Source organism: Dactylosporangium vinaceum (assembly GCF_019904175.1).
Classification (GTDB): Bacteria; Actinomycetota; Actinomycetes; order Mycobacteriales; family Micromonosporaceae; genus Dactylosporangium; species Dactylosporangium vinaceum.
Genome location: NZ_CP061913.1, coordinates 10,493,021 through 10,511,581, shown reverse-complemented (window position 1 = coordinate 10,511,581; position 18,561 = coordinate 10,493,021). Strand labels below are relative to the sequence as shown.

Below are 18,561 nucleotides of genomic sequence, written 5' to 3'. Positions count from 1 at the left end.
AGCCCGCTGGAACGTGACGGGCCCGACACCTCTGCCGTGGGCCCCCCGGTGCTGGAGGCAAGGCGCGTGATCTCGGTTCTGGTCGTGGACGACTCGGTCGTCGTGCGGCGTCTCATCACCGATGCGCTCGGCGACGACCCGGAGATCCGCGTCGTTGGCACTGCACCCAACGGCAAGGTCGCCCTGGCCAAGATCGAGCAGCTGCACCCCGACCTCGTCACTCTCGACATCGAGATGCCGATCATGGACGGTCTGCAGACGATGCGGGCGATCCGCCAGCAGTATGCCCGGCTGCCGGTCATCATGTTCAGCACGCTTACCGCGGCCGGTGCGACGGCGACGCTCGACGCGCTGTCCGCGGGCGCCAGCGACTACGTGACGAAGCCGGCCAACGTCGGCTCCGTCGCCGAGAGCATCCGCAGCGTCCGCGAGCAGATCATCCCGCGCATCCACGCGCTCTGCGGCGGCCGGCGCGGCGCGCTCGCCCCGCCGACCCGCCCGGGTCTCGCGCCGGGGCGGCCGCTCGCAGGAGCCGGCAACCTGCCCCCGCCGTCGCTGACGCGCCCCGGCGGCTCGCCGCTGCCCGGTGTCGTCCGGCCGCCGAACGTGCCCCCGGGCGGGCCGGCCGCCGCGCCGGTCCGGGCCACGCCGCGCACCGGTGCCGTCGAGGTCGTGGCGGTCGGCTGCTCGACCGGCGGGCCGGACGCGCTGACCGCCGTGGTGCGGGCGCTGCCGGCGAGCCTGCCGGTGCCGGTCGTGGTGGTGCAGCACATGCCGCCCGTGTTCACCAAGATGTTCGCCGATCGGCTCGACCGGACCGCCGCGCTGACGGTCGTCGAGGCGACGGGGGACATGGTGGTGCGCCCGGGAACCGTGTACATCGCGCCGGGGGACTTCCATCTGGAGGTACACCGGAGGGGAACCGAGGTGGTGACCAAGCTCAACACCGGGCCGCCGGAGAACTTCTGCCGTCCGGCGGTGGACGTGCTGTTCCGGTCGGTGGCGCGCACCTACGGCGGCGCGACACTGGCGATCGTCCTGACCGGCATGGGTCAGGACGGCAAGCGCGGCGCTGAGCAGCTGCGCTCCGCCGGGGCCGAGATCGTGGCGCAGGACGAGGCGACGTCGGTGGTGTGGGGCATGCCGGGTGCGGTGACCCAGGCCGGACTCGCGCACGCCGTCCTGCCGCTCGGCGAGATCGCGAACCATCTCATCAGCCGTACCGCAGGCGGCCGCGGCGCGAAGTCCATGGAGGTGACCCGATGACCTTGACTGCTCAGGAGTTCGCCTTCATCAGCGGCCTCGTTCGACGTGACGCGGCGATCGTGCTGGAGGCCGGCAAGGAGTATCTGGTCGAGGCGCGCCTGCTGCCCCTCGCCCGGCAGTCCGGCCTGCCGACGGTGTCGGAGTTCGTCAACCGGGCCCAGACGAAGCCGGACTCGGAGGTCCACGCCAAGATCGTCGACGCGCTCACCACGAACGAGACCTCGTTCTTCCGCGACGGCGAGCCGTTCAAACAACTCGTCGACACGGTCCTGCCGGATCTCCTGCAGCGGCGGGCGAGCACGCGCACGCTCAAGGTGTGGTCGGCGGCGAGCTCGAGCGGTCAGGAGCCCTACACGCTGGCCATGGTGCTGCAGGACAACCTGCCGCCGGGCTGGAGCTTCGACATCCTGGGCACCGACATCTCCACCGAGATGCTCACCCGGGCCGAGGCCGGGCAGTACACGCAGCTGGAGGTCAACCGCGGCCTTCCGGCGCCGCTGCTGGTCAAGCACTTCGAGCGGCAGGGCGCGCACTGGAAGGTCGCGGCGACACTGCGCAAGAACGTGGCGTTCCGCCGGCTCAATCTCGCGGCGCCGTTCCCGCCGATGGGCCCGTTCGACATCGTGTTCATCCGCAACGTGCTGATCTACTTCGATGTCCAGACGAAGCGGACCGTGCTGCAGCGGGTCGCCGGGACCCTGCGCCCGGATGGTTGGCTGTTCCTCGGCTCGGCCGAGACAACGATCGGTATCGATGACAGGTTTGAACGGGTGGTCGCCGGCCGCACGTCCGCATACAAGCTCCGGGCGGCCGGCAAGGCCGCCACCCCCGTGAGCGCTGTAGGAAAGGGGTGAATCCAGATGCTCACCATGGTGATCGACGATTCGCGCGCGATGCGCTTGATTCTCAAGCGGATCGTGGCCCAGCTCGGCTTCGACGTGGTCGAGGCGGGCAACGGTCAAGAGGCGATGGACTACCTCACGACCAACGTTCTCGAGGGTGACGGCGAGATTCCGGGCCTGGCGCTCGTCGACTGGAACATGCCCGAGATGAACGGGCTGGAGTTCGTCACGGCGGTCCGCGCGGAGCCGCGGCTGCGCGGGATGACGCTCATGATGGTCACTACCGAGAGTGAACAGAGCCAGATCGTCCGGGCGTTGGCCTCCGGGGCGCACGAATATGTGATCAAGCCCTTCACGCCGGACGCGATCATCGACAAGCTGGCCCTGCTCGGCCTCGTCCCGAACGGAGTCGCAGCATGACGAACCCGACTGAAGACGACCTGAAGGTCATCGCCGAGCAGGTCTGGTCCTCGTACCTCGATCTGGACGGTGCGAGCCCGCTCATGCCCTTTCCGCCCGAGAAACCGGTCGCGGACGTCACCGCGTCGGTCTCGGTCACCGGTGCGTGGCGCGGCCACGTCCTGGTGAGCTGCTCGGAGGCGGCCGCCAAGCACGTCGCGGCGGCGCTGCTGGGCATCGAGTTCGAGGAGGTGGCCGAGGAGGACGTGGCCGACGCCCTCGGCGAACTCGCCAACATCATCGGCGGCAACGTGAAGAGCCTGCTGCCGGAGCCGTGCGCCCTGTCGCTGCCGCATGTGCACGTCGATGGAGCCAACGGCCGCTACCCCTCGGTCACCGAGGTCTGCCACCTCGAAGGCACCTGGATGGCCGAGTCCGTCACTGTCACCGTTCTTGAAAGCACCGCTGATCTCGCTGGAGCACCCGCATGAAAATTCTGATCGCCGACGACAGCCGGGTCATGCGGCAGATCGTGACCCGCACACTGCGCCAGGCCGGCTTCGAAGGGCACGACCTGGTCGAGGCCAGTGACGGGCAGGAAGCATTCGACATGACGGTGGCCGAGAAGCCGGATCTGGTCCTGTCCGACTGGAACATGCCGCACATGACCGGGGTCGAGGTGCTGCGGATGCTGCGCGCCAACGGCAACCAGGTCCCGTTCGGGTTCGTCACGTCCGAGGGCACGCCGGAGATGCGGCAGGCGGCCGAGGACGCCGGCGCGCTGTTCCTGGTCACCAAGCCGTTCACAGCCGACACTTTCAAGGACGCGCTCGATCCTATTTTGGGATGATATGACCTATGTCGCATGTTCTGCCCGTTCCGAAGGCCGTCAAGGACCTGTTTGACGACCTGCTGGGTCGGCCGGTCACCGTGAACCCGGCCGACCCCATGAAAGCCGCGGACGTCCCCCGCACCACCTTCGCCCTCTACACCGACGAACGCATGCAGCTCATGGCCGTGATCGCGATGGACTTCGAGCTCACCGCCTACGCCGGCGCGGCGATCGGCCTCATCCCGCCCGGCGGCGCGCAGGCGTGCATCGAGGACAAGGAGATCTCGAAGATGATCGGCGAGAACGCCGGCGAGATCTGCAACATCCTGGCGGGTCTGATCAACAAGGAAGACGCGCCGCGGGTCAAGCTCCACCAGACCTTCCTGCCCGGCGAGAGCGCGCCGGCGGACGCGGTGAACCACGCGCTCGCCATCGGGCGGCGGCTCGACCTCAAGGTGGATGTTTCAGGGTATGGCGGCGGCAAAATCTCCATCGCCCTGGCCGGTTGACCTGGTGCCCGGAAAATTCCGGATTTTTCGGGCACCAAACCGAAGCAGTCCATGGGTGCGCGGTTGCATGGGCGACATCGTGCAAAAATTTGCGTAGTCATGCACTACGCTTGCGGGCATGACTCGACGACTCGCTGAGGTGGCGAAGTACGCCGGCGTGAGCGAGGCGACCGTGAGTCGGGTGCTCAACGGCAAGCCCGGCATCTCCGACGCAACTCGCACGGCGGTGCTCACCGCGCTCGACGTGCTCGGCTATGAGCGGCCGACGAAACTGCGCGGGGAGCGGGCCCGCCTGGTCGGCCTCGTGCTGCCGGAACTGCAGAACCCGATCTTCCCGGCCTTCGCCGAAGTGGTCGCCGGTGCGCTGTCCAAGCGCGGGTTCACCCCGGTGCTGTGCACCCGGACCGCCGACGGCGTCTCCGAGGCCGACTACGTCGAGATGCTGCTGGACCAGCACGTCTCCGGCATCATCTTCTGCGGCGGCCTCTACCACCAGGCGGCGGCCGAGCACGAGCACTACCACCGCCTGCACGACCGCGGCCTGCCCGCGGTGCTCGTCAACGCCGCGATCGACGACCTTGGCTTCCCGCGGGTCTCGGTCGACGACGGTCACGCGGTGGACCAGGCGTTCAACCACCTGGTCTCGCTGGGGCACAAGCGGATCGGGCTGATCCTCGGCCCGGCCGACCACGCGCCGTCCAACCGCAAGCTGGCCGCGTTCCAGGCGGCCGCGGCCGACTCGAGCACTGTCAGCGAGGACGACGTCGAGCGGGTCATCTTCTCCATGGAGGGCGGCCGGGCCGGCGCCACGCGGCTCATCAAGCACGGCGTCACCGGCATCATCTGCGCCTCCGACGTGCAGGCTCTCGGCGCGATCCGGGCCGCCCGCCGCCTCGGCCGCGAGGTGCCCGACGACGTGTCGGTGGTCGGCTTCGACGACTCGCTGTTCATGAACTGCACCGACCCGCCGCTGACCACCGTCCGCCAGCCCATCCAGGCGATGGGCCAGGCCGCGGTGACGCTGCTCGTCAGCCAGGTGGCCGGCACGCTCGTGCCGACCGAGGAGATGCTGTTCGAGCCCGAGCTCGTCGTGCGCGGCTCCACCGGCGCGCTGCAACAGGCCCGGGCCACCACCGCCGCCTAGCCTTACCGAGAGCGCCTCGACTCCCTGCGGGAGTCGGGGCGCTCTTTGCGTTGTCCGGTAACTCTCTTGCTGGGCGCGCTCCCAGCGGGGAGCCGCGGCCGACCGGGCCCCGCTGCTGCCGGCGCGGCCCGGGCGGCCTGACCCGTGCGGGTTTTCGGCGGATTTCCTGCAAGTCGCGACCGGTTGAGCGTGCATCCATGCAAGCGGCTGGCGGAAGATCATTAAAATTTTGCAACGGACCATGGACTTCTTGTGCGACGTGAGCCTAATCTCTTGCCTACGTCGGGCCGAAACCCTGACGCGATGCGACGGAAATCGAGCAGTAACGCGCCTGACCGCACGGGGACAGGCCCCCGGCAGCCGCACGTCGTGCTGCGACTCCCGCGCGGTCCGTGAATCGCCTACACCCCAAACCTAGGAGCGACGATGAAGTTCTCTCGTACTTCGAGGGCCGCGCTGGCCTTCGTGGGTGCGCTCGCGCTCAGCGGCACGCTCGTCGCGTGCGGCTCGAGCGACGACAAGAGCGCCGACGCCGGTTCCACGACGCTCGACCCCAACACCAAGGTCACGCTCAACGTCGTGGGCCTGCTGCCGGGCGCCAAGCCCGAGGCGCAGACCGCGCTCGCGCAGGAGGTCACCGACTTCCAGAAGGAAAACCCGAACATCACGGTCAAGACCCACGACTACGAGTGGAAGGCCACCACGTTCGCGGCCGACCTCGCCGGTGGCACGCTGCCGACCGTGTTCGAGATCCCCTTCACCGACGCGAAGACCCTGATCGCGAACCAGCAGATCGCCAACATGCAGGCGTACCTGGACTCGCTGTCCTACGCGGCGAACTTCAACAAGAACCTGCTCCAGTACGGCCAGGGCGAGGACGGCAAGGTCTACGCCATTCCGGCGAAGAGCATCTACGCGGTCGGCCTGCACTACAACCGTGACCTGTTCACCCAGGCCGGCCTCGACCCGAACAAGCCGCCGACGACCTGGGACGAGGTCCGCGAAGACGCCAAGGCCATCGCGACCAAGACCGGCCAGGCCGGCTTCGCCCAGATGTCCAAGGACGGCACCGGCGGCTGGCAGCTGACCGTCGACACCTACGCCCGCGGCGGGCGCATGGAGGACGGCAAGAAGGCGACGGTCACCAACGAGCAGACCAAGGCCGCGCTGCAGTTCCTGAAGGACCTGCGCTGGACCGACAACGCCATGGGCGCGAACTTCGACTACGACTGGTCGAGCATCAACCAGGCATTCGCCGCCGGCAAGGTCGGCATGTACACCTCGGGCCAGGACGTCTACACCAGCCTCGTGCAGACGAACAACATCAACCCGAAGTCGTACGGCCTGACGATGATCCCGCTGTCCGGCAGCAACTCGGGCGTGCTCGGCGGTGGCACCATGGCCGCCGTGTCCAGCAAGGCGAGCAACAACGAGAAGGCCGCCGCCATCAAGTGGATCGACGCGCACTACCTGCGCAAGTACACCAACGCTGACGCCGCGGCCAAGCAGGCGCAGGTGCAGGTGGCCAGCAAGCAGCCGGTCGGCACCCCCGAGCTGCCGATCTTCTCGCAGCAGCAGTACGAGCAGTACCAGGGCTGGATCAAGTCCTACGTCAACGTCCCGCTGGACCAGATGACCTCCTTCACCGGCAAGGTCTTCGACGCCAAGCTCGTCAACGAGCCGGCCGTGGCCACCCAGGACGTCTACAAGTCGCTCGACACGGTCGTCCAGGCCGTCCTGACCAACAAGGACGCCAACATCGACCAGCTCCTCACCGACGCGAACGCGAAGGCGCAGCGCGCCATCGACGCCAGCTGACAAACCCTTGCAGGTGTGGGCCGCCGGTCTTCCCGGCGGCCCACGCGACCAGGACTGGAGTTGTGTCGTGAGTGTCGTCTCTGACCGTCGCCCGCCGGGCGGCGAGGTGGTCGGCCGGGTCCGCAAGCGCAACCCGGTGACCTGGGTCCAGCGCGGCGGGCTGAGCTCCGTCCTCTTCGCGCTGCCGCTGCTGATCGTCTTCGGGGTCTTCTCGTGGTGGCCGATCGTGCGCTCGGTCGTCATGAGCTTCCAGAAGACAAACCTCGTCGGCACGCCGAAGTGGGTCGGCTGGGACAACTTCCACTACGTGCTCACCGATCCCGACCTGCCCACGGCGATCCTCAACACGCTCTACTTCGCGCTGCTGGCGCTGGTGATCGGCTTTCCGATCCCGCTCGTGACGGCGGTGCTCATCAGCTCGGTGCGCCGGCGCAAGGGCGTCTTCTCCGTGCTGTCCTACCTGCCGGTGGTGGTACCCCCGGTCGTCGCCGTCCTGCTGTGGAAGTTCTTCTACGACGGCGCCCCGGACGGCGTGTTCAACACGATCCTGGGCTGGGCCGGTCTGGGCCCCTACACCTGGCTGTCGAGCCCCGGCCTGGCGATGCCGTCGCTCGTCGTCGAGGCCACCTGGGCCGCGGCCGGCGGGACCGTCATCATCTACCTGGCCGCGCTCATCGGCGTGCCGGACGAGCTCTACGACGCCGCCGAGGTCGACGGGGCGGGCATCTGGCGCAAGGTGTGGCACGTGACGATGCCGCAGCTGCGCGGCGTGCTGCTCATCACGTTCATCCTGCAGATCATCGGCACCGTCCAGGTCTTCCTGGAGCCGTACCTCTTCACCGGTGGCGGCCCGGCGAACGCCACGCTGACGATCCTGCTGATGATCTACGACTACGGGTTCGGCCGATCGCTCGGCGGCAACTACGGCGCGGCGACGGCGCTCTCCGTCCTGCTCGCGGCGTTCCTGGCGATCCTTTCCCTGGTGTACTTCAAGCTCACGTCCGGTTGGAGCAAGTCGTGACCACCCAGCAGACCCGTCAGCAGGCGCTGACCGCGCGGGCGCCCGGCGGCCCGGCCCGTCTCGAGCCGCCCCGCGCCGCCCGCCCGCCCCGCCGGCGCAAGGCGTCGCAGTTCGAGGGCGGCCGCGGCTTCGTCTCCAGCCAGGACTGGCGCAATCCCCGCATCGCCGGGGTCATGAAGACCCTGCACATGATCTTGCTGGTACTGCTCCTGGTCGTCGGCATCGGCCCGATCCTGCTGCTCGCGAAGTATGCGATCACGCCGACCCAGGACATCATCCGCACGCCGCTGGCCGTCTTCCCGAACGGAGTGCGGTGGGAGAACATCTCCGAAGCCTGGAATGATGTCCAGATCAGCCGGTACTTCCTCAACACGATCTGGCTCGCGGCCGGCTCATGGTTCGTGCAGCTGCTCGTCGCGACCACGGGCGGCTATGTCCTGTCGGTCCTGCGCCCGGCCTGGAGCAAGGCGGTCAACGGCCTGGTCATCGCCACCCTGTTCGTGCCGAGCGTCGTACTGCTGGTGCCGCTGTACCTGACGATCCTCAACCCGCCGCTCGTCGGCACGTCGCTCATCAACAACTTTTTCGCCGTCTGGCTGCCGGCGGGCGCCAGCGCCTTCAACGTCGTCCTGGTGACCCGGTTCTTCGACAGCCTCCCGCGCGAGGTCTTCGAGGCGGCCCGAGTGGACGGGGCCAGCGCCTTCCGGCTGTTCTGGTCGGTCGTCCTGCCGATGTCCAAGCCGATCCTCGGCGTCGTGTCGGTGTTTGCGACCATTGCCAGCTGGAAGGACTTCCTGTGGCCGATGCTCGTGCTCAAGGACCCGGCCAAGCAGCCGCTGTCGGTGCGCCTGCCCGCGATCGCGTCGCAGACCGACCTGGGCGTGTTCCTCGCGTCGCTGGCCATCTCGACGCTCATCCCGGTCGTGTTCTTCCTCGTCTTCCAGCGCCTGTTCCTCTCCGGCGCCGGGCTGGGCGGGGCCGTCAAGGGCTGACCCGGCCCCGCTGACGGTGCTCAACGCGTTCAACACCTTCGATCTTCGCGAGAAAGCAGGTTCCACGTGGCCGACCAAGCGTGGTGGCGTAGCGCCGCTATCTACCAGGTGTACTTGCGCAGCTTCGCCGACGGCAACGGCGACGGCGTCGGGGATCTGGCCGGCTTGCGCTCGCACCTGCCGTACCTGGCCGGCCTCGGCATCGACGCGATCTGGATCGTGCCGTGGTACCCCTCGCCGCTCGCCGACGGCGGCTACGACGTCGCCGACTTCCGGGCCATCGACCCGATCTTCGGTACCCTGGCCGAGGCCGAGAAGCTCATCGAGGAGGCCCACGCCTCGGGCATCCGGGTGATCTGCGACATCGTGCCGAACCACTGCTCCGACCAGCACGCCTGGTTCCAGCGGGCGCTCGCCGCCGCGCCCGGCTCGCCCGAGCGGGACCTGTTCTGGTTCCGCAAGGGGCGCGGCGAGCACGGCGAGCTCCCGCCGACGGACCTGCAGTCCATCTTCGGCGGGCCGGCCTGGACCCGGGTCGCCGACGGCGAGTGGTACCTGCACCTATTCGCCTCCGAGCAGCCGGACTTCAACTGGGACCACCCGGCGGTGCGCGAGGAGTTCGAGGACATCCTGCGGTTCTGGTTCGACCGCGGCATCGACGGCATCCGCATCGACTCGGCCGCCGTGCTCATCAAGGACCCGCTCGTTAGCGACGTCTACGAGGACAACGACGGCATCCACGAGGTCTACCAGGCGTGGCGGCGCATCGCCGACACCTACAGCCCGCCGCGCGCGCTCATCGGCGAGGTGTGGCTGCCCGACCACGAGGCGTTCGCCCGCTACCTGCGCCCGGACGAGCTGCACACCGCGTTCAACTTCGCGTTCCTGGGCGCGCCGTGGGAGGCGGCCCAGCTGCGCCGCGAGATCGACATGACGATCGACGTGCACGCCCCCGTCGCCGCCCCGGCCACCTGGGTGCTGAGCAACCACGACGTCACCCGCGAGGTGACCCGGTTCGGCCGTGAGGTGACGAACTTCGCGTTCGCCGACAAGCGCCGCGACGTCCCCTCCGACCTCGCCCTGGGCACCCGCCGGGCCCGGGCGGCGGCCCTGCTGACCATGTCCCTGCCCGGCGCCTACTACCTCTACCAGGGCGAGGAGCTCGGCCTGGAGGAGGTCGAGGACCTCGACGACGCGCTGCGCGAGGACCCCATGTTCCACCGCTCCGGGGGTGTGAACCCCGGCCGGGACGGCTGCCGCGTGCCGCTGCCCTGGTCGGGGACCTCGGCACCGTTCGGCTTCAGCCCGTCCGACGCGACGGGCGAGCCGTGGCTCCCGCAGCCGGCGCACTGGTCGGAGCTGACGGTCGCCGCCCAGCAGAGCGCGCCCGGCTCATTTCTGCAGCTGTACTGCGACGCGCTGCGCATCCGCCGCGCGGAGCCCGAGCTCGGCGACGGTCCGCTGCGCTGGCTGGAGTCCGCCCCGCACGTCCTGGCCTTCGCCCGGCTCGCCTCCTCCGACGAGCCCGAGACGGGCGCGTTCGCCAACGTGACGAACCTGGGCGCCGAGCCGGTCGCGCTCCCCGCCCACCGCGAGGTGCTGCTGAGCAGCGTCCCGCTCAACGACGACGGCACCCTGCCCGCCGACGCCTCGGCCTGGATCCGGCTGGCGTAAAGGGCAGGACACGCGGGGGCCCCGGACGCCGGGCGGTCGCACAAGTTGGCGGGTGCGACCGTCCGGCCCTTTTCGAATCACCGTCGTCTCTTAACTGTTAAGAGTCGCGCCAACCCAGAGCGTTAACTGTTAAGGCGATCCACAATCTTGATGGCGCATGCTGCCGCCCAATAGGTTCTCCAGCAAGGAAAAGACTTCCTCGTGGAGGCGGCACATGCGTTCCACCCTGACCGTCGCGGCGACATCCCAGCCGTTCCGATGGTGACGCCGGGAAACTCCGGGAACAGAGGCGGGGCGCTGGCCACACCGGCGCCCCGTTGTTCTTCCCTACCGTCGAAGGTGTTGTGAAAAATGCCATCCAAGATTCTCTGACCAGCGACTTCAGTCGGACGGCGCGTCAGCGCTAGTCCCAGTCCCAGCGCACTCCATAGCGGCCCGGACCATAGTCGAGAGCGATGGCGTGCACCGAGTGCCCGGCATCGGTCTCGATTGACACCACCTGTTCGTCCTGACCGTCCATCTGTTGATACTGGTAAATAGCGCGAGGTAACGCGGTCGGATCGAAACAAATCTCGACCACGTATTCGCGCACCGGCAGCCGGAACTTGCGCTCGTACTGCTGCGCCAGCGGAAACGGCGGATAATTGTGCAGCGCATGCTCGGTGATCACCGTCTCACCCTTGGCGAGCGGGCGGTCGAACATCAGCTCGGCCAGCAGCAGCCCGCTGTCGCGGGCCTCCACTACCCGGCCGAGGCGGCAGTTGCGCACGGGGGTCAGCAACGGTAGCGGCGGCCCGGCCTCGTCGAGGCGGATGATTGCCACCCAGCGGTCGGGCCCGTCGGCCTCGGCCCGCAGCACCTGCCGCACCACGATCGACGCCTCGCCCCGGTCGGGGCCGACGTTGATCCGGTCGTGCTGGCTGAGGCGGGTCAGCCGCTCGTCCCAGCGGGTGTCGATGCCCTGGGCCAGGTCGACGATCAGCTCGCGCTCCGACCAGAACGCGCCGAGCGGCGCCTCGGTGCTTTTGTGCAGGTGCCGCCCGCGGGGCCGGGGCGGCCCGACGAGGGCGGCCAGCGACCCGGGCTCGACCTCGAGGATCTTCTCCAGCTCGGTCAGGGCGGCGAGCGACTCGCGCCGCTCCGGCCGGCTGCGCCCGGTCTGCCAGTAACTGAGCGTGGCCAGGCTGACCGAGTAGCCCTCAGCGCGCAATCGCTCCTGGATGCGTTCCAGCCCCAGGCCACGTGCCTGGATTGCATCTCGTAGCGCGCCAGCGAAGTCGACCATCAGCCCCCCGGGAGCCATCCTCGCGGTCCGGGCCGCACACACGCAAGCGCGCGTTTGAGCTCAGCCCGAATCGGAGACCCGAACCGCATGGGCGAGCGGTGGTACACCGAGAGTGTCATCTATTGCCTGGACGTCGAGACGTTCCAGGACTCCAACGACGACGGCATCGGCGACTTTCAGGGTCTGATCAGCCGCCTGGACTATCTGACCAGGCTCGGAGTGAACTGCCTGTGGCTCAGCCCGATCCATCCGACACCGGGCAAGGACGACGGCTACGACGTCACCGACTTCTACAACGTCGATCCGCGGCTGGGCACGCTCGGCGACTTCGCCGAGCTGCTGCACCAGGCCGCGAACCGGGGCATCAAGGTGATGATCGACCTGGTGGTGAACCACACATCGGACGAGCACCCGTGGTTCCAGTCCGCGGTGTCGTCGCCGGACTCGCCGTACCGCGACTGGTTCGTCTGGGCGGACAAGGAGCCCGCCGACCGCCACCAGGGCATGGTGTTCCCCGGTGAGCAGTCCGAGACGTGGACGTACCACCGCCGGGCCCGGGCCTGGTACTACCACCGCTTCTACAACTTCCAGCCGGATCTCAACTTCGCCAATCCGGCGGTCCGGGCCGAGATCAAGAAGGTGCTCGCATTCTGGATCCAGCTCGGCGTGGCCGGCTTCCGCATGGACGCGGTGCCGTTCATCATCGAGCTCACCGAGCCCGGCAACCCGAACAGCCCGATGGACTTCGACTACCTGTCCGAGCTGCGCTCCCACGTGCAGTGGCGGCGGGGTGACGCGGTGCTGCTGGCCGAGGCGAACGTGGAGCCGGAGAAGCTCCCGGAGTACTTCGGCGACGCGGGCGGCACCGGCAACCGCATCCACATGCTCTTCGACTTCATGCTCAACGGGCGCCTGGTGCTCGCCCTGGCCCGGCAGAACCCGGAGCCGGTCATCGAGTGGCTGCGCACCACCCCGAAGCTGCCGCCGGGCGGCCACTGGGCCACGTTCCTGCGCAACCACGACGAGATCGACCTGTCCCGGCTCACCGCCGAGCAGCGCTCCGACGTCTTCGCCGAGTTCGGCCCGGACGAGAACATGCAGCTCTACGGCCGCGGCATCCGCCGCCGGCTGGCGCCGATGCTCGGCGGCGACCGGGACCGGATCGAGCTGGCGTATTCGCTGCAGTTCACCATGCGCGGCACGCCCGTCCTGCGCTACGGCGAGGAGATCGGCATGGGGGAGGACCTCTCCCTGGAGGGCCGCTACGCCATCCGCACGCCGATGCAGTGGTCGTTCGACACGCACGGCGGGTTCTCCTCGGCCGACCCGATCCGGCCGGTGATCGAGAAGGGCGACTACGGGTACGAGACCGTCAACGTGACAGCCCAGCGCCACGACGACCGGTCCCTGCTGGCCTGGTTCGAGCGGATGATCCGGACGCTGCGGGAGAGCCCCGAGGTGAGCAACGGCACGTGCTCCGTCATCGACCAGGCGCTGCCGCCGGGCGTGCTCGCGCACCGGGCCGACGGGCCGACCGGCTCCATGCTGTTCCTGCACAACCTCGGCACCGACGACGTCGTGGTGGACCTCGGCTCGCTGCACGCCGAGACCAACCACCCGAACGAGGTGTTCGGCGACCAGGACTACCCCGAGGTCGGGGACCTCTCGGAGCTGGCGCTCGGGCCGTACGGGTACCGGTGGATCAGGTTGAAGCGGGTGAGCGTGTAAGCGGAATCCTCGCCGGCTCCATGGGCCGCCCGAAGTGCCAGCCCTGGCCCAGGTCACAGCCCAGGGCGGCGAGGCGGGCGGCCTGATCGGCGGTCTCGATGCCCTCGGCGGTGACGGTCATCTGCAGCGTGTGCGCGAGGCGGATGACCGTCTCGACGATCTGCTCGTCGACGTGGTCGCTCTCCAGCTTGCGGATGCCGGCCATGAAGGCGCCGGCCAGCTTCAGCCCGTGGACGGGCAGATGGCGCAGGTAGGCCAGGTTGGAGTAGCCGATCCCGAAGTCGTCGATGACGATCCGCACGCCCAGGTCGGCCAGCTGGCGCAGGGTCTGCACCGGGCGGCCGGTCTCCTGCATGAGCACCGTCTCGGTCAGCTCCAGCTGCAGGTTGGCCGGCTCCAGCCCGGACTCGGCAAGCGCCGCCCGCACGTCGTCGAGCAGCCGCGGGTCGCTGCACTGCCGCGGGGAGACGTTCACGCTGATCAGCAGCGGGTGCCCGGGGTGGCTGCGCTGCCACGCGGCCGCGGCCAGGCACGACTCGCGCAGCACCCATCGGCCCAGGGGCAGGATCATGCCGGACTGCTCGGCGACCGGGATGAACGTGTTGGGCGAGACCGTGCCGAGCTCCGGGTGCCGCCAGCGCAGCAGCGCCTCGGCACCGTGCAGGCGATTGTCGGCCAGGCCCACGAGCGGCTGGTAGACCAGCTCGAACTCGCCGCGGTCGAGAGCGCCGGCGAGACGCCCGGTCAGCCCGTACTGCAGCAGCTGCTGGGCGTTGCGCTGGGCGTCGAACACGGCGTAGCGGGCGCGGCCGTCGGCTTTGGCCAGGTACAGCGTGGCGTCGGCCGCCCGGAGCAGCTCCTCCGGGTCCGCCCCGGCGGCGGGCTGCTCGACGATGCCGATGCTCGCCGACACCGCGAGCTCGTGCCCGTCGAGCCGGACCGGCCGGCGCAGCGCCTCCAACATCGCCTCGGCCAGCTCGGTGAGCTCGTCCGGGCCCTTCGTCTCGCGCACGACGACCACGAACTCGTCGCCGCCGACCCGGGCCACGAAGTGCCCGGCCGCGTTGACGCAGCCCCGGAGCCGGTCGGCCAGGGCGACGAGCAGCTGGTCACCGTACCCGTGCCCGAGCGTGTCGTTGATGGTCTTGAACTCGTCGAGGTCGAGGAAGCACACCCCGATCCGGGCGCCGTCCCCGGCGTCGCGCAGCGCCTCGCCGAGGTGGCCGTAGAGCAGGACCCGGTTGGGCAGCCCGGTCAGCGGGTCGTGGTGGGCCTGGTGGTGCAGCTCACGCTGCAGGCTGTGCTCGGCGTCGGTCAGGGCCCGGGTCCAGGCCCGGCGGATGCGCTCCTGGTCGTCGAGGATCTTCTGCCGCTCGGCCCGGGCGAAGCCCGCCGCGAACCCGCCGAGCACCTCGCCGGTCGCGCTGGGCATCAGCACGCCGATGGAGCGCTGGAGGGCCTCGGGGCTGTTGAGCCCGACCGACACCAGCGCGGCCCCGACCTCGGCCGCGGCGGCGGCGTCGCCCTGCTGGAGGGCGCCGGTGAGCCGGACCGTCTGCTCCTCGAAGAACCGCTGGAGCGCGTCGGCGGTCAGGTCCAGGTAGCTGGTCTGCCGCACGGCCGCCAGCCACTGACGGGCGAGCTGTGCGAGGGCAGGGTCGATGGCGGCATCGCTTCCGCTGTCGGCGCCGGCCACTCCATCACCCCCGGCGAAGATTACTGCACCGCGGGCTCCGGTTGAATCGACGCTCAGTGCCGCTCTGCGGCCGTTTCGGTGAGGACAACACCCGGACCTGGGCTTTCTACGAGGGGTCGGTCAACCCGTCGACAAATCGCGTCAGGAGTCTCGCGAACTCGACCCGTTCGTCGGCGCTCCAGTCCCGGGTGGCGGCGGCGAACCGGGTCCGCCGCGTGGCGTGGACGCGGTCGCACAGTTCGCGGCCGGTCGCGGTGAGTGCCAGGAAGGCCCGGCGGCCGTCGCGCTGGTCCGCCTCGCGCCGGACGAGCCCGGCGGCGACGGCGGCCGCGACGAGCTTGGAGGCCCGGGGCTGAGCGACGTCGAGCGCGGCCGCGACGTCGGTCACCGTGACCCGCTCGCCGGCCTCGACCGCGTCCACCACGTCGAACAGGGCCGGGTCGGCGTCGGGGACGGTCCTGGCCAGCGCCCGCCGCGTCTGGCGGCGCCGGATGGCCACCATCGCACCCTCGATCGCGGCCAGGGCCGCGGCGTCGTCAGTCGGTAGGTGCATAATATTTGTTATCTACATTCCCTCGGCATGTACTTGGAGTCTGCCATGGATCGTCCCATCGGCTACTGGCTACGCGAACTGGACAAGCGCCTCGAGGCCGCATTCGCCGCCACCCTGGCCGGCCACGGCGTCGAGCGGCGCGACTGGCAGGTGCTGAACGGCCTCGGCCCCGACGACCCGTTCTGGGGCCCCGGCGAGCGCACGTACACCGAGGTGGTCGCCGCCCTCACCGCCCGCGGCTGGACGAGCGCCGACGGCACCGTGACCCCGGCGGGCGCGACGGCCCGCGCCGAGATCGCGGCCGCCGTGGACGGCATCCGGCGCACGGCCGCGGCCGGCGTCTCCGACGAGTCCTACCTGACCACCGTCCGGACACTGTCCACAATGGTCACCAACCTCGCGGCCCACGCGTAGCCCGGCGGCCGCCCGGCCCGCGGCGCGCCGCGGACGGCGATCAGCGGTGGCCGGTGGTGGCGGCGCGCGCGATGGCGGCCAGGGTGCGCGGGGCCAGGAGGCCGTCGCCCAGGCCGAGGTCGATCAGGGCGTCGAAGACGCGCTGGTCGCGGGCCGCGGCGCGGACGGCGGCGTCGACTATCCAGCGCTGCTGGCTCAGGGCGGCGGCGGCTCGGGAGTGGCGCAGGTGGCGGCCCAGGCGGGAGGTCAGCGCGCGGCGGTAGCGGCCGGCCGGGTCGTCGGTGTGGGTGGCCGCGGCACCGGCCAGGGCGCCGGAGAGGACGGCGTAGAAGATGCCCTCGCCCGTGAAGGGGTTGATCAGGGAGAGCGCGTCGCCGGCCAGGAGGAGGCGGCCCGCGCCCGGCGGCGGGCGGTGGGTCGAGAGGGGGAGATGGTGGGCGCGCAGGCCGGTGGCGGCGGCGGTGTCGATGTCGGGAAGGAGCGCGGCCAGGCGGTCCAGGAGGCGGGCGCGGGTGAGGGGGCGGCCGCGCAGGACCTCGCCGTAGCCGATGTTCGCGCGGCCGTCGCCGATGGGGAAGGCCCAGGCGTACGCCGGCCAGCCCGACTCGGTCGTGATGATCCGCTGCTCCGGGGCGAGGCCGGGCACGTCGGCATAGCCGCGGATGGCCAGGGCCAGGTGGCCGGGGCCGTTCGGCGCGTGGCCCAGCACCTTGCGGACAAGCGAGTAGGCCCCGTCGGCCCCCACCACCGCCCCGGCCCGGATCGCGCCGTCGATCACCACGTGGTCGCCGCGATCGGCGATCCGCCGGACGGTGTGGCGGCGCAGGTCGGCGCCCGCGAGCACCGCCGCCTCCACCAGGCGGTTGTCGAAGACCACCCGGGGAATCGTGTGGGCCGGCCGCGCGTGCGGGCGCGCGACCTCGGCGCCGCCCGGGCCGGCCAGCCGCAGCGCCGGCACCGGGGCATAGCCCGCGGTCAGGTCGGGCACGCCGAGCGCCCGGGCCACGTCCACGGCGTGCGGGGCGATGCCGTCGCCGCAGGGCTTGTCCCGGGGGAAACCGGCCTTGTCCAGCAGCAGCACCGTGGCCCCGGCGTTGCGGGCGGCCAGCGCGGCGGCGGACCCGGCCGGACCGGCGCCCACCACCACGACGTCGTACCGGTCGGTCATGGCGTTGCACCGGAAGGGCTCATGGGTCGAGCGTGCCAGCCTGGCCGGTCGGGCGCGAGTGGTGGCGGGTGGTCGGGGGAGGGGTCCGTCGATTCGTCATAGACCGGGGCACGCACGGTGGTTCCTGGCGGTTGTGGCGGATCGATAGGCTCGGTTGCATGCCCTGCCCCACGTGCTATTTCCCGGGAAACGCGCCCGGCGCCACCCAGTGTGCGCAGTGCGGGTCGCCGTTGACGCCCCCGGGTGGGGGATATCCGGCCGCGCCCGTCGCCTACGACGTGCACCCGGTGTCGGGGCAGGGGGCGATGCCGGCCGCGCCGCCGCCGTACCAGCCGCTCGCCGGGCCGCCGCTCCCGCCGCCGCCCGCACCGGGGGCCGGCCCGTACGCGCAGTACCCGACGGGTGGATATGCGCAGGTGCCGCCGGTGTCGGGGGTGCCGTACCCGGGCATGCCCATGTCGCCCACGCCGATCTCCATCACCCCGTCGTCCGGTGCGCCGTCGTCAGGTGCGCCCGGCCCGGGGTACTACCAGCCGCTCAAGCCCTCCCGCTCGCGCGTCCTGCTGCCGCTCACCGTCATCGTCGTCGTGCTGGTCATCGCCAGCACCGTCATCGCGGTCGTCAAGCTGAAGGGGAGCAGCGACAACACCGCCGGGCCCGCCCCGACAACGACAGGGACGCCGAGCGACGGGCCGACCTCGGCGACACCGAGGCCCCCGACGCCCACGACTGCGGCGCCGACCAAGACGCCCGACCCGGTCGCGCAGGCGGCGGCGGTCGACGCGCTGCTCAACGCGAGCGTGTCAAGCCGCAAGAAGCTCAACGACGCGATCCAGCTCGTGGGCGACTGCACGCTGGTGGAGAAGGCCATCGCCGACATGCAGGCGGCCGGCGCCGAACGCGAGGCGCAGATCGACAACATCGGCAAGTTCGACCTGTCGGCGATCCCCGAGGGTGAGCAGGTGCGCGCGGCGCTGAAGGAGGCGCTCGGGTTCTCGCTGGCCGCGGACCGCAACTTCGTGCAGTGGGCGCAGGCGCAGCAGAGCTCCGGCTGCAGCGGCGGCGGGCAGTCGTACTACGACGAGGCCCAGCGGCAGTCGACGAACGCCACGAACGCCAAGAACCGGTTCCTGGGCGTGTGGAACCCGGTCGCGAGCCGCTACCAGCTCCAGCCCCGCTCCTCCGACAACATCTAGTGCAGCCGTATCCAGCTCAGCCGT

18 protein-coding genes are annotated in these 18,561 nt (G+C 70.2%); 14 read left to right on the top strand and 4 right to left on the bottom strand.

The features are described 5' to 3' along the window. Window positions 1–66: 66 nt before the first annotated feature. The 11 genes from Dvina_RS47235 to Dvina_RS47185 all read left to right on the top strand — a co-directional run bounded on the left by Dvina_RS47235 (window position 67) and on the right by Dvina_RS47185 (window position 10,497). Entirely contained in the window at window positions 67–1,266 is a 1,200-nt protein-coding gene (locus Dvina_RS47235) for a protein-glutamate methylesterase/protein-glutamine glutaminase (RefSeq protein ID WP_223098245.1), read from the top strand. Then, window positions 1,263–2,120 (top strand): CheR family methyltransferase, encoded by an 858-nt coding sequence (locus Dvina_RS47230; RefSeq protein ID WP_223098242.1) that lies wholly within the window; start codon window positions 1,263–1,265, stop codon window positions 2,118–2,120. Before Dvina_RS47235 ends, Dvina_RS47230 begins: the two co-directional genes overlap by 4 nt. 6 nt (window positions 2,121–2,126) lie before the next feature. After that, window positions 2,127–2,528, top strand: a complete 402-nt coding sequence (locus Dvina_RS47225; RefSeq protein ID WP_223098240.1) for a response regulator — start codon at window positions 2,127–2,129, stop codon at window positions 2,526–2,528. After that, window positions 2,525–2,998, top strand: a complete 474-nt coding sequence (locus tag Dvina_RS47220) for a chemotaxis protein CheX (RefSeq protein WP_223098237.1) — start codon at window positions 2,525–2,527, stop codon at window positions 2,996–2,998. The genes Dvina_RS47225 and Dvina_RS47220 overlap by 4 nt, the downstream gene beginning before the upstream one ends. Further along, a complete protein-coding gene (locus Dvina_RS47215; RefSeq protein WP_223098235.1) occupies window positions 2,995–3,357 on the top strand; it encodes a response regulator in 363 nt (120 codons plus the stop codon). Before Dvina_RS47220 ends, Dvina_RS47215 begins: the two co-directional genes overlap by 4 nt. Window positions 3,358–3,365: 8 nt before the next feature. After that, complete coding sequence (locus Dvina_RS47210; RefSeq protein WP_223098233.1) at window positions 3,366–3,848, top strand: hypothetical protein; 483 nt, start codon at window positions 3,366–3,368, stop codon at window positions 3,846–3,848. Between the two features lie 118 nt (window positions 3,849–3,966). After that, window positions 3,967–4,992 (top strand): LacI family DNA-binding transcriptional regulator, encoded by a 1,026-nt coding sequence (locus tag Dvina_RS47205; protein ID WP_223098231.1) that lies wholly within the window; start codon window positions 3,967–3,969, stop codon window positions 4,990–4,992. 426 nt (window positions 4,993–5,418) lie between these two features. After that, entirely contained in the window at window positions 5,419–6,810 is a 1,392-nt protein-coding gene (locus tag Dvina_RS47200) for an ABC transporter substrate-binding protein (protein ID WP_223098229.1), read from the top strand. Window positions 6,811–6,877: 67 nt separating this feature from the next. Then, window positions 6,878–7,831 carry a carbohydrate ABC transporter permease gene (locus Dvina_RS47195; RefSeq protein ID WP_223098227.1) on the top strand — a complete coding sequence of 318 codons (954 nt, stop codon included), beginning with the start codon at window positions 6,878–6,880 and terminating at the stop codon, window positions 7,829–7,831. Further along, window positions 7,828–8,823, top strand: coding sequence for a carbohydrate ABC transporter permease (locus tag Dvina_RS47190; RefSeq protein ID WP_223098225.1), 996 nt, complete (start codon window positions 7,828–7,830; stop codon window positions 8,821–8,823). The genes Dvina_RS47195 and Dvina_RS47190 overlap by 4 nt, the downstream gene beginning before the upstream one ends. A gap of 66 nt (window positions 8,824–8,889) precedes the next feature. Beyond that, window positions 8,890–10,497, top strand: coding sequence for a glycoside hydrolase family 13 protein (locus Dvina_RS47185; protein WP_223098222.1), 1,608 nt, complete (start codon window positions 8,890–8,892; stop codon window positions 10,495–10,497). A gap of 403 nt (window positions 10,498–10,900) precedes the next feature. Here Dvina_RS47185 and Dvina_RS47180 read toward each other — a convergent pair whose 3' ends face one another. After that, on the bottom strand, window positions 10,901–11,782 hold the full coding sequence (locus Dvina_RS47180) for a helix-turn-helix domain-containing protein (RefSeq protein ID WP_223098220.1): 882 nt from the start codon (window positions 11,780–11,782) through the stop codon (window positions 10,901–10,903). 87 nt (window positions 11,783–11,869) lie between these two features. On the opposite strand from Dvina_RS47180, the gene Dvina_RS47175 reads away from it, so the two are divergent. Continuing rightward, complete coding sequence (locus Dvina_RS47175) at window positions 11,870–13,510, top strand: alpha-amylase family protein (RefSeq protein ID WP_223098218.1); 1,641 nt, start codon at window positions 11,870–11,872, stop codon at window positions 13,508–13,510. Here Dvina_RS47175 and Dvina_RS47170 read toward each other — a convergent pair. Further along, complete coding sequence (locus Dvina_RS47170) at window positions 13,485–15,206, bottom strand: putative bifunctional diguanylate cyclase/phosphodiesterase (RefSeq protein ID WP_246655784.1); 1,722 nt, start codon at window positions 15,204–15,206, stop codon at window positions 13,485–13,487. The genes Dvina_RS47175 and Dvina_RS47170 overlap by 26 nt on opposite strands. A 106-nt stretch (window positions 15,207–15,312) precedes the next feature. After that, window positions 15,313–15,759: a MarR family winged helix-turn-helix transcriptional regulator gene (locus Dvina_RS47165; RefSeq protein WP_223098215.1), complete on the bottom strand. Its 447-nt coding sequence runs from the start codon at window positions 15,757–15,759 to the stop codon at window positions 15,313–15,315. A 45-nt stretch (window positions 15,760–15,804) separates the two neighbouring features. Here Dvina_RS47165 and Dvina_RS47160 point away from each other — a divergent pair, with 45 nt between their 5' ends. Beyond that, window positions 15,805–16,173: a helix-turn-helix domain-containing protein gene (locus Dvina_RS47160; RefSeq protein ID WP_223098212.1), complete on the top strand. Its 369-nt coding sequence runs from the start codon at window positions 15,805–15,807 to the stop codon at window positions 16,171–16,173. Window positions 16,174–16,213: 40 nt separating this feature from the next. Here the strand turns inward: Dvina_RS47160 and Dvina_RS47155 are convergent, their stop codons facing one another. Then, the gene (locus Dvina_RS47155) at window positions 16,214–17,341 is read right to left on the bottom strand and encodes a geranylgeranyl reductase family protein (RefSeq protein ID WP_223098209.1); all 1,128 of its coding nucleotides are present in this window, start codon (window positions 17,339–17,341) and stop codon (window positions 16,214–16,216) included. A gap of 158 nt (window positions 17,342–17,499) precedes the next feature. Here Dvina_RS47155 and Dvina_RS47150 point away from each other — a divergent pair, with 158 nt between their 5' ends. After that, on the top strand, window positions 17,500–18,537 hold the full coding sequence (locus Dvina_RS47150) for a hypothetical protein (RefSeq protein WP_223098206.1): 1,038 nt from the start codon (window positions 17,500–17,502) through the stop codon (window positions 18,535–18,537). Window positions 18,538–18,561: the final 24 nt, after the last annotated feature.

What these genes read in the sequence shown, in the direction of transcription:
- Dvina_RS47230 (WP_223098242.1), top strand. Translation starts at nt 1,263, where the DNA reads ATGACCTTGACTGCTCAGGAGTTCGCCTTCATCAGCGGCCTCGTTCGA.
- Dvina_RS47225 (WP_223098240.1), top strand. Translation starts at nt 2,127, where the DNA reads ATGCTCACCATGGTGATCGACGATTCGCGCGCGATGCGCTTGATTCTC.
- Dvina_RS47220 (WP_223098237.1), top strand. Translation starts at nt 2,525, where the DNA reads ATGACGAACCCGACTGAAGACGACCTGAAGGTCATCGCCGAGCAGGTC.
- Dvina_RS47215 (WP_223098235.1), top strand. Translation starts at nt 2,995, where the DNA reads ATGAAAATTCTGATCGCCGACGACAGCCGGGTCATGCGGCAGATCGTG.
- Dvina_RS47210 (WP_223098233.1), top strand. Translation starts at nt 3,366, where the DNA reads ATGTCGCATGTTCTGCCCGTTCCGAAGGCCGTCAAGGACCTGTTTGAC.
- Dvina_RS47205 (WP_223098231.1), top strand. Translation starts at nt 3,967, where the DNA reads ATGACTCGACGACTCGCTGAGGTGGCGAAGTACGCCGGCGTGAGCGAG.
- Dvina_RS47200 (WP_223098229.1), top strand. Translation starts at nt 5,419, where the DNA reads ATGAAGTTCTCTCGTACTTCGAGGGCCGCGCTGGCCTTCGTGGGTGCG.
- Dvina_RS47180 (WP_223098220.1), bottom strand. Translation starts at nt 11,782, where the DNA reads ATGGTCGACTTCGCTGGCGCGCTACGAGATGCAATCCAGGCACGTGGC.
- Dvina_RS47175 (WP_223098218.1), top strand. Translation starts at nt 11,870, where the DNA reads ATGGGCGAGCGGTGGTACACCGAGAGTGTCATCTATTGCCTGGACGTC.
- Dvina_RS47165 (WP_223098215.1), bottom strand. Translation starts at nt 15,759, where the DNA reads ATGCACCTACCGACTGACGACGCCGCGGCCCTGGCCGCGATCGAGGGT.
- Dvina_RS47160 (WP_223098212.1), top strand. Translation starts at nt 15,805, where the DNA reads ATGGATCGTCCCATCGGCTACTGGCTACGCGAACTGGACAAGCGCCTC.
- Dvina_RS47155 (WP_223098209.1), bottom strand. Translation starts at nt 17,341, where the DNA reads ATGACCGACCGGTACGACGTCGTGGTGGTGGGCGCCGGTCCGGCCGGG.
- Dvina_RS47150 (WP_223098206.1), top strand. Translation starts at nt 17,500, where the DNA reads ATGCCCTGCCCCACGTGCTATTTCCCGGGAAACGCGCCCGGCGCCACC.